The organism is Streptacidiphilus sp. ASG 303, assembly GCF_020991365.1.
Taxonomy (GTDB): domain Bacteria; phylum Actinomycetota; class Actinomycetes; order Streptomycetales; family Streptomycetaceae; genus Peterkaempfera.
This window is the reverse complement of record NZ_JAJLRA010000007.1, coordinates 199,758-214,508: the sequence shown is the minus strand read 5'-3', so window position 1 is coordinate 214,508 and position 14,751 is coordinate 199,758. Positions and strand designations below refer to the sequence as shown.

15 protein-coding genes are annotated in these 14,751 nt (G+C 76.1%); 6 read left to right on the top strand and 9 right to left on the bottom strand.

From position 1 onward, the window contains the following. Positions 1-75 precede the first annotated feature (75 nt). Complete coding sequence (locus LO771_RS12680; protein ID WP_230651468.1) at positions 76-336, bottom strand: GlsB/YeaQ/YmgE family stress response membrane protein; 261 nt, start codon at positions 334-336, stop codon at positions 76-78. A gap of 209 nt (positions 337-545) precedes the next feature. On the opposite strand from LO771_RS12680, the gene LO771_RS12675 reads away from it, so the two are divergent. Continuing rightward, the gene (locus tag LO771_RS12675; protein ID WP_230651670.1) at positions 546-947 is read left to right on the top strand and encodes a DUF3099 domain-containing protein; all 402 of its coding nucleotides are present in this window, start codon (positions 546-548) and stop codon (positions 945-947) included. Between the two features lie 386 nt (positions 948-1,333). Then, positions 1,334-1,618, top strand: coding sequence for a hypothetical protein (locus LO771_RS12670; RefSeq protein ID WP_230651465.1), 285 nt, complete (start codon positions 1,334-1,336; stop codon positions 1,616-1,618). A 59-nt stretch (positions 1,619-1,677) separates the two neighbouring features. Here the strand turns inward: LO771_RS12670 and LO771_RS12665 are convergent, their stop codons facing one another. After that, positions 1,678-2,334, bottom strand: coding sequence for a TetR/AcrR family transcriptional regulator (locus tag LO771_RS12665; protein ID WP_230651463.1), 657 nt, complete (start codon positions 2,332-2,334; stop codon positions 1,678-1,680). 76 nt (positions 2,335-2,410) lie between these two features. Here LO771_RS12665 and LO771_RS12660 point away from each other — a divergent pair, with 76 nt between their 5' ends. After that, complete coding sequence (locus LO771_RS12660) at positions 2,411-3,103, top strand: NAD(P)-dependent oxidoreductase (RefSeq protein WP_230651460.1); 693 nt, start codon at positions 2,411-2,413, stop codon at positions 3,101-3,103. 162 nt (positions 3,104-3,265) lie between these two features. Here the strand turns inward: LO771_RS12660 and moaA are convergent, their stop codons facing one another. The 3 genes from moaA to LO771_RS12645 all read right to left on the bottom strand — a co-directional run bounded on the left by moaA (position 3,266) and on the right by LO771_RS12645 (position 6,397). Further along, on the bottom strand, positions 3,266-4,264 hold the full coding sequence (gene moaA, locus LO771_RS12655; protein ID WP_230651457.1) for a GTP 3',8-cyclase MoaA: 999 nt from the start codon (positions 4,262-4,264) through the stop codon (positions 3,266-3,268). A 94-nt stretch (positions 4,265-4,358) separates the two neighbouring features. After that, complete coding sequence (locus LO771_RS12650) at positions 4,359-5,993, bottom strand: cation acetate symporter (protein ID WP_230651454.1); 1,635 nt, start codon at positions 5,991-5,993, stop codon at positions 4,359-4,361. Next, positions 5,990-6,397, bottom strand: a complete 408-nt coding sequence (locus LO771_RS12645; RefSeq protein ID WP_230651667.1) for a DUF485 domain-containing protein — start codon at positions 6,395-6,397, stop codon at positions 5,990-5,992. The genes LO771_RS12650 and LO771_RS12645 overlap by 4 nt, the downstream gene beginning before the upstream one ends. A gap of 410 nt (positions 6,398-6,807) precedes the next feature. Here LO771_RS12645 and LO771_RS12635 point away from each other — a divergent pair, with 410 nt between their 5' ends. The 3 genes from LO771_RS12635 (at position 6,808) to LO771_RS12625 (ending at position 9,968) form a co-directional block, all read left to right on the top strand. Next, positions 6,808-7,878, top strand: coding sequence for a DEDDh family exonuclease (locus LO771_RS12635; RefSeq protein WP_230651451.1), 1,071 nt, complete (start codon positions 6,808-6,810; stop codon positions 7,876-7,878). A gap of 67 nt (positions 7,879-7,945) precedes the next feature. Next, on the top strand, positions 7,946-8,911 hold the full coding sequence (locus LO771_RS12630) for an SURF1 family protein (protein WP_230651449.1): 966 nt from the start codon (positions 7,946-7,948) through the stop codon (positions 8,909-8,911). 295 nt (positions 8,912-9,206) lie between these two features. After that, positions 9,207-9,968 carry an SDR family oxidoreductase gene (locus LO771_RS12625; protein WP_230651445.1) on the top strand — a complete coding sequence of 254 codons (762 nt, stop codon included), beginning with the start codon at positions 9,207-9,209 and terminating at the stop codon, positions 9,966-9,968. Between the two features lie 123 nt (positions 9,969-10,091). Here LO771_RS12625 and LO771_RS12620 read toward each other — a convergent pair whose 3' ends face one another. The 4 genes from LO771_RS12620 to LO771_RS12605 all read right to left on the bottom strand — a co-directional run bounded on the left by LO771_RS12620 (position 10,092) and on the right by LO771_RS12605 (position 14,614). Next, positions 10,092-10,892 (bottom strand): enoyl-CoA hydratase/isomerase family protein, encoded by an 801-nt coding sequence (locus LO771_RS12620; RefSeq protein ID WP_230651661.1) that lies wholly within the window; start codon positions 10,890-10,892, stop codon positions 10,092-10,094. Positions 10,893-11,313: 421 nt separating this feature from the next. Next, a complete protein-coding gene (locus tag LO771_RS12615) occupies positions 11,314-11,547 on the bottom strand; it encodes a helix-turn-helix domain-containing protein (RefSeq protein WP_230651658.1) in 234 nt (77 codons plus the stop codon). A 312-nt stretch (positions 11,548-11,859) separates the two neighbouring features. Continuing rightward, positions 11,860-13,458, bottom strand: coding sequence for an ABC-F family ATP-binding cassette domain-containing protein (locus LO771_RS12610; RefSeq protein WP_230651443.1), 1,599 nt, complete (start codon positions 13,456-13,458; stop codon positions 11,860-11,862). A gap of 145 nt (positions 13,459-13,603) precedes the next feature. Next, entirely contained in the window at positions 13,604-14,614 is a 1,011-nt protein-coding gene (locus tag LO771_RS12605) for a PQQ-like beta-propeller repeat protein (protein WP_230651441.1), read from the bottom strand. Positions 14,615-14,751 lie beyond the last annotated feature (137 nt).

Sequence of the window (14,751 nt, the reverse complement as noted above, 5' to 3'; positions counted from 1 at the left end):
CCGGGCCCGCGCACAGCGGTGCGGCCGGGCGGATCTCCGCCCGGCCGCACCGCTGTGGACCGCTGTGGACCGCGGTCACACCCGCCGACGGCCCCACATGGGGGTGACGACGGCGATCAGCAGGGCGGCAACGCCGACCTGGAGGATGTGGCGGATCCAGTCGAAGCCGCCGGTGTCGCGGACGCCGAAGGCGGTGGCGAGGGCGTTGCCCACCAGGGCGCCGACGATGCCGAGGATGATGGTCAGCCAGATCGGGATCGGCTGCCGGCCGGGCAGGACGAGCTTGGCGATGACACCGATGATGAGGCCCGCGATGATGGCCCATACGAAGGACATGCGCTGTCTCCCTCTCGCTGCTGACCCGGACCCCTGCCGGGTGCATCCGGCATCTGCCCTCGCGCCGAACTCCTACTCCCCGGATGTCGCAACCGCGCCGGGGCGCCGTCGTCCCCGTCCGGAACGCGGCGTACCGTTGTAGGGGACCCGATGACACCGGAGGCCCGGCGATCCCGGGGGTCCGGCGTGGAGATGGGGTGGCGAGGGTGATGGGCAAGAGCAGCGGGCACGGCCAGGCCATCCGGATCACCGGGGCGCGGACCGGCCTCAGCGAGGACGTGCGGGGGCGGCAGCGCCGCTACATCATCTCCATGTCGATCCGCACGCTGTGCGTGATCCTCGCGGTGGTGCTGTGGAACGTGGAGCGCCCGCTGGCGTGGGTGGCCCTGGTGGGCGGCGCGCTCCTGCCGTACGTCGCGGTGGTGATCGCCAACGCCGGGCGGGAGAACGCCCCCGGGCTGCCCGACAGCTTCGTCGGGGCGCAGCCGAAGCCGATGCTCGGGGCCCCCGAGGCCGCCGGGGAGCAGGACGCGGAGCAGCCCCGGGAGCCGGTGACGCTGGTCGGCGAGGCCGAGGAGGTGCGCCGGGAGACCCGGCGCGGGCAGGGCTGAGCACCTGCCCGGTCCGGCGGTCCGTTCTGCCCGGAAGGGCACCCCACGGGAAACCTCAGGAGAAGCTCAAATCAATCGGGGGGTTCCGTGGTTCCGGCGGGTGCCGCGCGTGCCATACTGCTCACACGCTCCGCATCCCCCGTCGGAGCGATGGACCGACGCCGGGCAGCTCCCCCCGTGGCTGCCCGGCGTCGCCATGTCCGGGCCCGGTGCTCCCCGGCGCGGCACGAGGGCCCGTACGCGCCGGTCAGGGGCGGTGGGGTCCGGAGGGCCGGGCGGCCGCGGACGCGGACCGGCGCACCGGCCCCTCGGCCCCGGGCGGGCGGAGCGGATGGCAGACTGGCGGCACGCCCCCTCCCTCCCCCGGCACCGTCAGGAAGCGCCCGATGAGCACCCCGCAGCAGCCCCCGTCCCTCCTCGGAACCGCCCCGTCGGCGGCAGGGACCGCGGACGGCGCCCCGGTCTGCTCGGCCAAGGGCTGCCGGGCGGAGGCGGTGTGGGTGCTGGCCTGGAACAACCCGAAGCTGCACACCCCGGACCGCCGCAAGACGTGGCTGGCCTGCGGGGAGCACCGCGAGCACCTGTCGCAGTTCCTGGGCGTCCGGGGATTCCTCAAGGACGTGGTGCCGCTCGCCGACTGGCACGGGGAGGACGCGGCCCCGCGGCCGTAGCCGGGGCGCAGGCCCGTGCGGGCGGCCCTGCCGTCGGCTGCCAGGCGGCGCCGGGGCGGTCAGGGCCGGACCGTGCCCCGGCCGGGGGTCGGTGAGACCCGACGGCCCGCTCCGGCGGTTCCCGCGGTGCGGGGCCGCGGGGCCAGTGCCGCGCGCAGCGCCGGGCCGAGGACGCGGCGGGTCTCGGACGGGGTGAGGGCGGCGGGGGTGGGGAGGGGGTTGAGGTAGCGGGTGTAGATGAGGCCGCCGAGGATCGTCACCACCGCCGTGGCGCGGGCGGTCGCGTCCCGGCCGCCGAGGAATTCAACGAGCCGGGCCAGCAGTTCGCGTTCCAGGTACTCGCGGACCACCTCGGCGGGCTCCTCCCCCCGGGTGGTGAGCCGGATGAAGTCGGCGTCCTCCCACAGGCCGGTCACGGCGTCGACCAGGCGGTCGGGGAGGGTGTCCGGATCCCCGCCGAGGACGTCGTCCACCGCCAGCGCGTCGGCGCAGTGGACCTGCATGACGTCCGCGAACAGGCCTTTCTTCGAGCCGAAGTGGTACGCGATCAGCGCCGGGTCGACCCCGGCGGCACCGGCCACCGCGCGCAGGGTGGTACGCCGGTAGCCGCGCTCCAGGAACAGCGTCCGGGCCGCCGAGACGATCGACTCACGGGTCGGCGGGTTGCCTCGGGGGCGGCCCCGGCTGCGGGCGGGGGCGGGGGCGGCGTTATTCATCGGCGTTGAGCCTGCGTTTCACGACCGGCAGAGTCAAGGGCGTTCCGGAAACCACACGAAGGGATGTTCCGACACCGTGCGTATCGCAGTCTTCGGCGCCAACGGACCGACCGGCCGCCACCTCACGGACCAGGCCCTCGCGGCCGGCCACGAGGTCGTCGCCGTGACCCGCCGCCCCGGCTCCATCACCGCACGGCCCGGCCTCGCCGTGGCCGTCGCCGACGCCACCGACCCGGCGGCCGTCGACGCCGCGATCGGCGGGACGGACGCCGTCCTCTCCTCGTTGGGCGCGCGCTTCAGCAGGGATGCCGTCACCACGTACTCGACGAGCGCCACGGCCATCACGGGGGCCATGGCCCGCCACGGCGTCAGGCGACTGCTCGTCGTCAGCTCCAGCGTCGCCGACCCGCACTGGCGTCCCACAGGCGCGCACTTCTTCAACCACGTGCTCGACCCGCTGGTGAACCGGCGTCTCGGCCGCACCCTCCACGAGGACATGCGCCGCATGGAGGACGTGGTCCGCGGGACGGCCCTCGACTGGACCCTCGTCCGGCCCTCGGGCCTCTTCGAACACCCCGTCGTCACGGACTACCGCACCGCCGAGACCAGTGCCGACGGCCTCTTCACCGCCCGCGCCGATCTCGCCGCGAGCATGCTGCGCGAGCTGGGGGAGCGGCGGTACGTCCGTACGGCCATGGGCGTCATCACCACGGCTGTGAAGCCGAACATCGCCAAACTGATCTGGAACGAGGGCGTGAGGAAGAAGTGAGCCGGCCGGCCGTCGGGCCCCCTCCCGCCGCAGAGGCGTTCCCCGCCCCTCCCCGCACGGCCGCCCTCACCCTCCCGGACGGCCGGACCCGGGGCCCGGGCCCCGGGCCCCGGGTCCGGCGGAAGCCCGGCGGTCCGGCAGGGGCCCGGGGGCCCGGGCCGGTCAGCCGCCGATGGCCGACATCGGGCGGTCGGGCTGGAGGAAGCCGGGGTCGTCGATCCCCGCGCCGGCCTTCTTGCCCCACATGGCGGCCCGCCACAGCTCCGCGATCTCCGCGTCGGAGCCGCCGCCGCGCAGGGCGCCGCGCAGGTCGGTCTCCTCGCGGGCGAAGAGGCAGGTGCGGACCTGGCCGTCGGCGGTGAGCCGGGTACGGTCGCAGGCGCGGCAGAAGGGACGCGTGACCGAGGCGATCACGCCGACGGTCCCCGGCCCGCCGTCCACGGTCCACCGCTCGGCGGGTGCCGCACCGCGCAGCGCCCCGGGCTCGGGGGTGAGGGTGAAGCGGGCGGAGAGGCGCTCCAGGATCTCCTCGGCGGTGACCATCGAGGAGCGGTCCCAGCCGTGCTGGGCGTCGAGCGGCATCTGCTCGATGAAGCGCAGTTCGTAGCCCTGCTCCAGGCAGTGGGCGAGCAGGTCGGGGGCCTCGTGGTCGTTGACGCCGCGCATGAGCACGCTGTTGACCTTGACCGGGGTGAGGCCGGCCTTCTCGGCGGCGGCGAGGCCGTCGAGCACGTCGCGGTGGCGGTCGCGGCGGGTCAGGGTGCGGAAGACCGCGGGGTCGAGGGTGTCGAGGGAGACGTTGACCCGGTCGAGCCCGGCGTCTGCCAGGGCGGCGGCGGTGCGGGCCAGGCCGATGCCGTTGGTGGTGAGGGAGAGCTCGGGCCGGGGCTCCAGGGCCGCGCACCGCTCCACGACGGACACCAGGCCGGGCCGCAGCAGGGGTTCGCCGCCGGTGAAGCGGACCTCGGTGACGCCCAGGCCGGTGACGGCGATCCGGACGAGCCGGACGATCTCGTCGTCGGTCAGCAGCTGCGGCTTGGCCAGCCACTGCAGGCCCTCCTCGGGCATGCAGTACGTGCAGCGCAGGTTGCAGCGGTCGGTGAGCGAGACCCGCAGGTCGACGGCCTTGCGGCCGAAGGAGTCGATGAGAACGGTGGCCACCTCCCTGTCCCTTGCGCCCAGCTTAGTCGCCGCGTCCGACAGCGAGGAGGCCGGACGGCGGGGCGGCGGGGCAGGGAGGCGGCCGGAAGCGGTGTCAGTGGGCGCCGAGGCCGGTGAGGGAGCGCACCTCCAGTTCCGCGTACTTGGCGGGGTCGGCGGTCTCCTTCGAGAGCAGGGTGCCGAGCCAGCCCAGGAGGAAGCCGGCGGGGATGGAGACCAGGCCGGGGTTCTCCAGCGGGAACCAGGCGAAGTCGGCACCGGGGACCAGCGAGGTGGGCCGGCCCGAGACCACCGGGGAGAAGACGACGAGCAGCACCGAGACGGCCAGGCCGCCGTAGACGGAGCAGACGGCGCCGGCGGTGGTGAACCGCTTCCAGAAGAGGCTGTACAGGAGGGTGGGGAGGTTCGCGGAGGCCGCCACCGCGAAGGCCAGGGCGACCAGGGCGGCCGCGTTGAGCTTGTCGGCGAAGATGGCGAGCAGGATGGCGACCGCCCCGATGACGACGGCGGCGATCCTGGCGACGCCGACCTCCTCCTTCTCCCCCGCCCTGCCGCGGCGGACGACGTTGGCCCACAGGTCGTGGGCGAAGGACGCCGAGGAGGCGAGGGTGAGGCCGGCGACGACGGCCAGGATGGTGGCGAAGGCCACCGCCGAGATCACCGCGAGCAGGACCGCGCCGCCGGTGGACCCGGCGCCGCCGCCGAGCTCCTGGGCGAGCAGGGGGGCCGCGGTGTTGCCCGCAGGGTTGGACGCCTTGATGGCGTCCGGGCCGACGAGGGCGGCGGCGCCGAAGCCCAGCGCGAGGGTCATCAGGTAGAAGCCGCCGATGATGCCGATGGCCCACAGGACGGAGGTGCGGGCGGCGCGGGCGGTCGGCACCGTGTAGAAGCGGACCAGGATGTGCGGCAGGCCCGCGGTGCCGAGCACGAGGGCCAGGGCCAGGCTGAGGAAGTCCAGCTTGGTGGTGCCGGTCGCCCCGTACTTGAGGCCCGGCTCCAGGAACGCCGAGCCCTTGCCGCTGGCCTCGGAGGCCGCGCCGAGCAGCGCGGACGGGTTGAAGTGGTACTTGGCCAGCACCAGGACCGTGAGCAGCAGGGTGCCCGCGATCAGCAGCACCGCCTTGACGATCTGCACCCAGGTGGTGCCCTTCATGCCGCCGACGGTGACGTAGAGGACCATCAGCGCGCCGACGGCGACGATCGTCCACTGCTTGGGGGCGTCCCCGGTGACGCCGAGCAGGAGGGCGACCAGCGAGCCGGCGCCGACCATCTGGGCCAGCAGGTAGAAGACGGAGACGACGATGGTGGAGATGCCCGCGGCGGTGCGCACCGGGCGCTGCCGCATCCGGAAGGCGAGGACGTCGGCCATGGTGTACCGGCCGGAGTTGCGCAGCGGCTCGGCGACCAGCAGCAGGGCGACCAGCCAGGCGACGAGGAAGCCCACGGAGTAGAGGAAGCCGTCGTAGCCGAAGAGGGCGATGGCGCCGGCGATGCCGAGGAAGGACGCGGCGGACATGTAGTCGCCGGAGATGGCCAGGCCGTTCTGGAACCCGGTGAAGGAGCGGCCGCCGGCGTAGAAGTCGGTGGCGTCCCTGGTCTGCCGGCCGGCCCACACGGTGATGCCGAGGGTGACCAGGACGAAGACGGTGAAGAGGGCGACGGTCAGGCCGCGGTGCTGGGTCGCCGCGGAGGCGAGCAGGGCCGGTGCGGTGACGGCGTGGGCGGTCATTCGGCAGCACCCTCCTGCGGCGCGGCGGACGGGGAGGCGGCGGGGGCCGGGACGGCGGCGGTGCCGCCCGCGGCGTGCCCGCGCAGGGCCGCGGCGGCCGGGTCCAGCCGGCGGGCCGCATGGCGGGCGTAGAGCCAGGCGATGGCGAAGGTGGTGGCGAACTGGAGCAGCCCCATCACCAGCGCGACGTTGACGTGGCCGGCCACGGTGGCGCCCATGAGGCCGGGGGCGTAGCCGGAGAGCAGCACGTAGAGCAGGTACCAGGCCACGAAGGCCGCGGTGAGGGGGAAGGCGAAGCCGCGGAAGGAGCGGCGCAGGCCGCGGAACTCCTCCCCCTCCTCGATGCGCGCGAAGGTCCCGGGGTCGCCGGGCGGCGGGGCGTCCGGCTGCGGGGTGGTGTCCACTCGGTCTCTCCTGACGTCGTCCTGGGCGGGTCGTCCTGAGCGGTGCGGCGGAGGCCGGGGCGGCGGGTGGTGACCGCCCGTCGGAGGGCGTGGCGCAGCCACGGGGTGACGCTGCGTCATGTGACGTACGCCACTCCTTTGCGCTCCTTTGTGCATCCGCCGCATCGTAGAGCCGTGGACCATCCGGTGACAGGCCTCGGACACGATCGGCTGCGGCCCGGGCGGACGCGCGCCGCCACCGGGGGTGACCGGCGCCGCGGCCGGTCGACGGGGGCGGGGAGGAGACGGCGGACATCCGGGCACGGAAGGCCCGGAGGAGGCCGGAACGGGCACTCCCGGCCAAGGGGGGCGGCAGCGGACACCGGTGCCGCCCCGGCGCCTGTCGGCGGCTGCCCCTAAAGTGGTCCCCCATGCACGCGATCCAGCCCCGGGGCGGGGGCGCCGCCTGGGCCGCCCCCTTCGCCGACCCGCAGTCCTCCTGGCCCGATGCGTACCCCGAGGGGTACGCGGTCGTCGACGTGGAGACCACCGGACTGGGCCGCAGCGACCGGATCGTCTCCGCCGCCGTGTACCGGCTGGACGCCCGCGGCGCGGTGGTCGACCACTGGTACAGCCCCGTCAACCCCGAGCGCGACCCCGGTCCGGTGTGGATCCACGGCCTCACCAGCGAGGCGCTGGAGGGCGCCCCGACCTTCCCCGAGGTGGCGGAGGAGCTGGGCGCCCGGCTGGCCGGGCGGGTGCTGGTCGCGCACAACGCGCTCTTCGACTGGAACATGATCGCCCGCGAGTTCCTCCGCGCGGGCCTCACGGCCCCGGTCGAGCAGCGGCTCTGCACCATCGTCCTCTCCCGCGACCTGCGGCTGCCGCTGCCCAACCACAAGCTGGAGTCGCTCGCCGCGCACTTCGGCGTGGCCCAGCAGCGGGCCCACCACGCGCTGGACGACGCCCGCGTCCTGGCCGAGGCCTTCCGGCCCAGCCTGCACCTGGCGGCCGCGGCGGGCCTGGCGCTGCCGCTGACCGCGTGCGTGGCGCCGGTGGAGTCCGAGGACCGGCCGGCCGCCGGGCGGCCCGCGCCGGGGGTGCGCGGCGGCGGGTCCTCCTGGGGCCCGTACCGGCCCTCGCGCCGCCGCACGGCCTGCCCGTACCCGAACCCGGGGCGCTGGCAGGACGGCGGGCCGCTGGTCCAGGGGATGCGGGTGGCGTTCACCGGCGACACCGCCACCGACCGCGAGCTGCTGGAGGACCGGGCCGTGGAGGCCGGGCTGCACGTCGCCTCGTCGGTCAGCAGGCTGACCAGCCTGCTGGTCACCAACGAGCCCGGCAGCTGGAGCGGCAAGGCCCGGCGGGCCCGGGAGCTGGGCACGCCGGTCCTGGACGAGCAGGGGTTCCTGCAGCTGCTGCGGGACGTGGCGCCGCACGGCACGGCCCCCGGGCCGGGGGCGGACCGCGGAGCGGGCGGAGCGGGCGGCACGGACCGCTGACCCCCGCGGGGCGGGGGCGGACCGCCCCGGCGGGGGCGGACCGCGGCGGCAGGGGTACCGTTCCGGTGTGTACCGTTTTCTGCTCTCCCGGCGGTGGCTGGCCCTCACGCTGCTGGCGCTGGTGCTCGTGCCGGTGATGGTCCGGCTGGGCTTCTGGCAGCTGCACCGCCACGAGGCCCGGGTGGCCCGCAACGCCCTGATCGCCGGCAACCTGGCGGCGCGGCCGGTACCGATCGGGTCGCTGACCGGGCCGGGCCGCCGGGTGCCCGGCGACCTCGTCTGGCGCACGGTCAGCGCCACCGGGCGCTACGACGCCGCGCACGAGTTCGTGGTGCGCCAGCGCACCGACGCGGGCGGCGACACCATCGGCTACTTTGTGGTCACCCCGCTGGTGACGGCGGACGGCGGCACCGTGCTGGTCAACCGCGGATGGGTGGACTCCGGGGACGACGCCACCGCCTACCCGAAGGTGCCGGCCGCCCCCTCGGGGACGGTCACCGTCACCGGGCGGCTCCGCGCCGACGAGACGCCGGGCACCAGCGGCATCCGCGACCGGGGCGGGCTGCCCGCCCGCCAGTACATGCTGATCAACAGCGGGCAGCAGGCCGGGCGGACCGGCGAGCGGGTGCTCGGCGGCTACGTCGAGCTGGTCTCGACCTCGCCCGAGCCGCGGGCCCACGCCCAGCTGCTGCCCGAGCCGAACCACTCCGACATCGGCCCGCACATGGCGTACGCGGTGCAGTGGTGGCTCTTCGCCGCGATGGTCCCGGTGGGCTGGGTGGTGCTGGCGCGGCGGGAGGCGGCGGACCTGCGCGCGCAGGCGGCGGACGCGGACGGGGAGGGCGCCCCCGGGGGCGGCCCGGACCCCGAGGGGACCGGGTCCGGTGCCGGCCGCCCGGAGGGGGCCGACCGCACCGACCGCGGAGGCACGGCCGCCGAGGACGCCGCCCGGGCCGGGGGCGCCGGCGGCGGGGAGGGCGGACGGTCCGGGCAGCCGGAGCCGGCCGCCCGGGCGTCGGCGGCCGGGGAGTAGACCGGGGACCGCCGGAGCGGACCCGGGGCGGTCCGGCGGGCGGACCCGCCGCGGGCGGAGGGGGATGGCGCGGAGGGGGATAGCGGCGCCGCACCCGGGGAAGTGTCGCTGTGGGGCCGTGCGGGCACCTGACCTCCCGCACGGCCCCTCGCCGTGCCCGGGGCCGCGCGGGGGCCCCCGGCCGGGCCCGCGGTGCGGCTCCGGCACGGCTCGCGGTGCGGCTCCGGCACGGCTTCGGACGGCTCGCGGTGCGGCGGGGCGGCGCCCGCCGGGCGGCGGGGGGCACTATGGGTCCATGGATCTTGGACTGCGGGACAGAGTCTTCATCGTGACCGGCTCCACCCGGGGCCTGGGGCTGGCCGCCGCCCGCCAGCTGGTGGCCGAGGGCGCGCGGGTCGTGGTCACCGGCCGCGGGCAGGAGGCGGTGGACAAGGCCGTCACCGAGCTGGGCGGGTCGCCCGGCGCCCTCGGGGTGGTGGCGGACAACGCCGACAGCAGCACCCCGGAGCGGCTGGTCGCCGCCGCCCAGGCCCGGTTCGGGCGGCTGGACGGCGTGCTGGTCAGCGTCGGCGGGCCGCCCGCGGGCGCGGTCACCGCGATCGACGACGACCAGTGGCGGGACGCCTTCGAGTCGGTCTTCCTCGGGGCGCTGCGGCTGGCCCGGTCGGCGGCGGCCGCGCTGGAGGAGGGCGGCGTGATCGGCTTCGTGCTGTCCTCGTCCGTCCGGCAGCCCATCGGCGGCCTGGGGGTCTCCAACGGCCTGCGGCCGGGGCTGGCCATGGCCGCCAAGACCATGGCCGACGAGCTGGGCCCGCGCGGCATCCGCGTGGTGGGGCTGCTGCCGGCCCGGATCGACACCGACCGGGTGCGGGAGCTGGACGCCCTGGGCGGGGACCCGCAGGCCGAGCGGGAGCGCAACAGCGCGGCCATCCCGCTGCGCCGCTACGGGACCCCGGAGGAGTTCGGCAGGGTCGCGGCGTTCCTGCTGTCACCCGCGGCGTCCTACCTCACGGGCGTGATGGTGCCGGTGGACGGCGGCGCGATGCGGGGCCTGTGACCGTACGGGGCCTGGGGCGGTAAGGGGCCCGCGGCCGTGCGGGGCCGGTGACGGGCGGCCGGTGCGCCGGGGGTCCGGTCCCCCGGGCGTGCGGCGGGCGCCGCACGCCCGGGGGCGCGGCCGTCAGTCGCCCAGGCCGGCCAGGTCGCGCATGCGCCGGGCCTGGGCGGCCCGCTCGGCGGCCCGCTGCGCGTCGTGGTCGCGGCCCGCCGCGCCCCGGAGCAGCGCCTTGGTCTCGATCACCGCGTCGCGGGGCGCGGCCAGCAGGGCCGCGGCCAGGTCGCGGGCGGCGGCGTCCAGGTCGGCGGCGGGCACCGCGAGGTTGGCCAGGCCGGTGCGGACGGCCTCGTCGGCGCCGACCCAGCGGCCGGTGGCGCAGATCTCCAGGGCCCGGGCGTAGCCGACGAGGTCGGTGAGCGGCTTGGTGCCGGCCAGGTCCGGGACGAGGCCGAGCGAGGTCTCCTTCATGGCGAACTGCACGTCGTCGGCGACCACGCGCAGGTCGCAGGCGAGGGCGAGCTGGAATCCCGCGCCGACCGCGTGGCCCTGGACCGCCGCCACGGTCACCAGGTCGGGGCGGCGCCACCAGGTGAACGCCTCCTGGTAGCCGGCGATGGTCGCGTCGAGGTCGGCGTCGTCGGCGTGGGCCAGCGCGATCAGGTTCGGCTCGCCGGGGATGCCCTCGGGGGTGAACATGGCGCGGTCGAGCCCGGCGGAGAAGGAGACGCCCTCGGCGCGGAGCACGGCGACCCGGACCGTGCCGGGCAGGGAGCGGCCGACGGCCGCCAGCGCACGCCACATGGCGGGGGTCTGGGCGTTGCGGCGCTGCGGGTGGCAGAGGGTGACGGTGGCGAGGGCGTCCTCCACCAGGAGGCGCACGCCCGCCTGCTCCCACTCCTGCGCATGGTCCTGCGCGCCGGTCACGGCTCCGGAGGTGGCGGCGGTTCGGTCGGCGGGGATGGTCACGGCAGCCTCCATGGTCGCGTCCGTCCCCGGAAGGGGACGCTACCGAAGAGTAACCACCGGGACGGGGCGCACGGAGGGCAGGGCGTCGGGCGGCCGGGCACCGTGCGGGTCGGGCGGATCGGATCGGGCGGATCGGATCGGGCGGGCGCCGCACCGCCGCCGGTCCGCCCGGGGAGAGGTCCGTGCGGCGGACGGGGACCGTGCCGCGGACGGCCGCCCCGTGGACGGACGGCGCCGTGGCGCGGTACGGGTCGCGCCGCACGCCGGGCCGTGGTGCGTACCGGTCGGCGGTGCGGTGCAGTGCAGTACGGTCACCGGTGCGACGGACCCGGCCGGTCCGGGGCGTCCGCGCCGGTGCGGCGGAGGTGCGTCGGGTCCGTCAGGAGCCCGCGACCGCCGCCGTCCTGGCCTTGCCGCGCGTGGCACCGCCCCGGCCCCGAAGGGTCACCCCGGACTCACTGAGCATGCGGTGCACGAAGCCGTAGGAGCGGCCGGTCTCCTCCGCGAGCGCGCGAATGCTCGCCCCGGAGTCGTACTTCTTCTTCAACTCGGCCGCGAGCTTCTCACGCGCGGCACCGGTCACCCGGCTGCCCTTTTTCAGAGTCTCGGCCACCCGTGCCTCCTCGTAGCAGTGCTCGGTCGGATTCCCATGATCACCCATGGGGGGCATCCTGGCCACCCATTCCGCAAGGTCGATACCGGGAAAGTGCGCACGACCGGTGGTGGCCGTCTCCCACAAGGGCGCCCACCCTTGCCCCGCACGCCCCCGAAGGGGTGCGCCGCGGCGAAGAAATTGCTGATCAACGCGCTTTTACCAGTAAAACGGAAGCGAAATAACTCCCGGGGGTGCCGGTACCCCCGAAAGAAGGCACCGACACCCCCGGATATGCGCTCCGCTGCGCCGGACGAAGGACCTGCGCCGGACTCAGGCCAGCGAGACCAGGTCGGCGTAGTCCGCGCTCCACAGGTCCTCGACGCCGTCGGGCAGCAGGATGATGCGCTCCGGCTGGAGGGCGTCCACGGCCCCCTCGTCGTGGGTGACCAGCACCACGGCGCCGGTGAAGGAGTGCAGCGCGCCCAGGATCTCCTCGCGGCTGGCCGGGTCGAGGTTGTTGGTGGGCTCGTCCAGCAGCAGGACGTTGGCGCTGGAGACGACCAGGGTGGCCAGCGCCAGGCGGGTCTTCTCGCCGCCGGAGAGCACCCCGGCGGGCTTGTCCACGTCGTCGCCGGAGAAGAGGAACGAGCCGAGGATCTTGCGGATCTCCACCAGGTCCATGTCGGGCGCGGCGGAGCGCATGTTCTCCAGGACCGTGCGGTCCGGGTCCAGGGTCTCGTGCTCCTGGGCGTAGTAGCCGAGCTTGAGGCCGTGGCCGGGGCGGACCTCGCCCGTGTCGGGCTGCTCCACGCCCGCCAGCATCCGCAGCAGGGTGGTCTTGCCGGCGCCGTTGAGGCCGAGGACGACGACCCGGGAGCCGCGGTCGATGGCCAGGTCGACGCCGGTGAAGATCTCCAGCGAGCCGTAGGACTTGGAGAGGTCCTCGGCGGTCAGCGGGGTCTTGCCGCAGGGCGCGGGCTCGGGGAAGCGCAGCTTGGCGACGCGGTCGCTCTGCCGGACCTGCTCCAGCCCGGCGAGCAGCTTCTCGGCGCGGCGGGCCATGTTCTGCGCCGCGACGGTCTTGGTGGCCTTGGCGCGCATCTTGTCGGCCTGGGAGTTGAGGGCCGCGGCCTTCTTCTCCGCGTTGGCGCGCTCGCGCCTGCGGCGCTTCTCGTCGGCCTCGCGCTGCTGCTGGTACTGGCGCCAGCCCATGTTGTAGACGTCGATGCAGGAGCGGTTGGCGTCCAGGTAGAAGACCTTGTTGACGACGGTCTCCACGAGGTTGATGTCGTGGGAGATCACGACGAAGCCGCCGCGGTAGGTCTTCAGGAAGTCCCGCAGCCACATGATCGAGTCGGCGTCGAGGTGGTTGGTGGGCTCGTCGAGCAGCAGGACGTCGGAGTCGGAGAAGAGGATCCGGGCCAGCTCCACCCGGCGGCGCTGGCCGCCGGAGAGGGTGTGCAGCGGCTGGCCGAGCACCCGGTCGGGCAGGCCGAGGCTGGCCGCGATGGTGGCGGCCTCCGCCTCGGCGGCGTAGCCGCCCTTGGTGAGGAACTCCGTCTCCAGGCGCGAGTACTTCTTCATCGCGTTGTCCCGGGTGGCGCCCTTGCCGGTGGCGATCTTCTCCTCGGCGATGCGCATGTTGCGCAGCACCGCGTCCAGACCGCGGGCGGAGAGGACGCGGTCGCGGGCGAGCACGTCGAGGTCGCCGGTGCGGGGGTCCTGCGGCAGGTAGCCGACCTGGCCGGAGCGGGTGACGGTGCCGGCGGCGGGGATGCCCTCGCCGGCGAGGACCTTGGTGAGGGTGGTCTTGCCGGCGCCGTTGCGGCCGACGAGGCCGATGCGGTCGCCGGGGCCCACCCGGAAGGAGGCGGACTCGATGAGGACGCGGGCGCCCGCGCGCAGTTCGAGGGCGTTGGCGGCGATCATGGCGGTGGTGACTCCTGCAAGCGGATCGGCCCCGGGCGCGCACGGGGGCGCGGCTCGGCGGGGACCGGACGGACGGCGGGCCTGGGGGGACGGGGTGCGGGCCGCGCGCCGCTAATGCCCGGAGAGAACAGCCATGCGGGCCAGTCTACCGGTCGGCCGGGGAGGCCCCCGGGGGTCGTCCGGCCGGGCAGCGCTCCGCCGGGGCCTCGGCGGCGAGCCGCAGGGCGGGGTCGCCGCAGGCCGGTACCGGGGCGCCGCGCACGGCGTCGACCACCCGCACGCCGAGGACCGGGCCGTCCCACACCGCGACCCGCCGGCCGTCGAGCCGGTCGGGACGCGCCTGCGGGCCCGCCGTGAGCCTCCACAGGCGGCCGCCGATGCCGTAGCCGGCCACCTCCCCCGTCCGGGCCCGGCCGCCGTCGCCGGTGCCCGTGCACGGCCGGGCGACCACGGCGGCGCCGTCGGTGCGGGCGGCCCGGTCGGGGGCGAAGGCGCAGCCGCGCGGCGGGGCGAGGATCCAGCGCAGGTCGCCGTCGCGGTCGCGGAAGCCCATGGCCAGCGCGGGGGTGAAGACGCCGAGCCACGGTTCGGGGCCGTCCACCGGCTGCAGGACGGTCCGGGCCCGGCCCACCGCGGCCGGCGTGCCGCCGGGGCCGGGGGAGCCGCCGGGGCCGCCGCGCAGCCACGCGGCGAGGCCGGGCACGGCGCGGTGCCAGCGCACCCGGTGGCCGGCGGGCCGCACCGCCGTGAGCAGGCCGTCGTCCCAGACCACCACGGCGTCGCCGCCGGACCGCACGGCGTGCAGGGCGGCGGCGCCCCGGCGGCGGTAGGACCACAGGTGCCGGCCGGTGCGGGCGTCGTACGCCTCCAGGCCGGGGCCGATCCGCAGGTCCAGCCCGTCGACGGCCAGACGGCCCGTGGCCGGGCCGTCCGGGCCCGGGCCACCGGCGGACGCGCCCGCGGAGCCGGCGGGGAGGACGCCGGCGGCCCCGGGGGCGGCGATCCGGTCGCCGTAGGGGGCGGGCCGGTGGGCGTGGGCGGCGGCCCCGGCGAGCAGCACCAGCAGGACGGCGGCCGGGGGCAGGGCCGCCCGGGGGCGCAGGCCGCGCGGCCGTGGGCGCGGCAGGGACGGGCGGCGCAGCGGTATGCGGGGCACGGGCGGAGCGTACCGGCGGCCCGGGGGTCCGTCAGGCGGATTACGGCGGCCTGCGGCGGCCGGTCCGGGGAACGCCCGGCGAACGGCCGGGGAAGGCCCGGGAGTCGGCCGGGGATCGCGGCGGGCGGCCCGGGGTA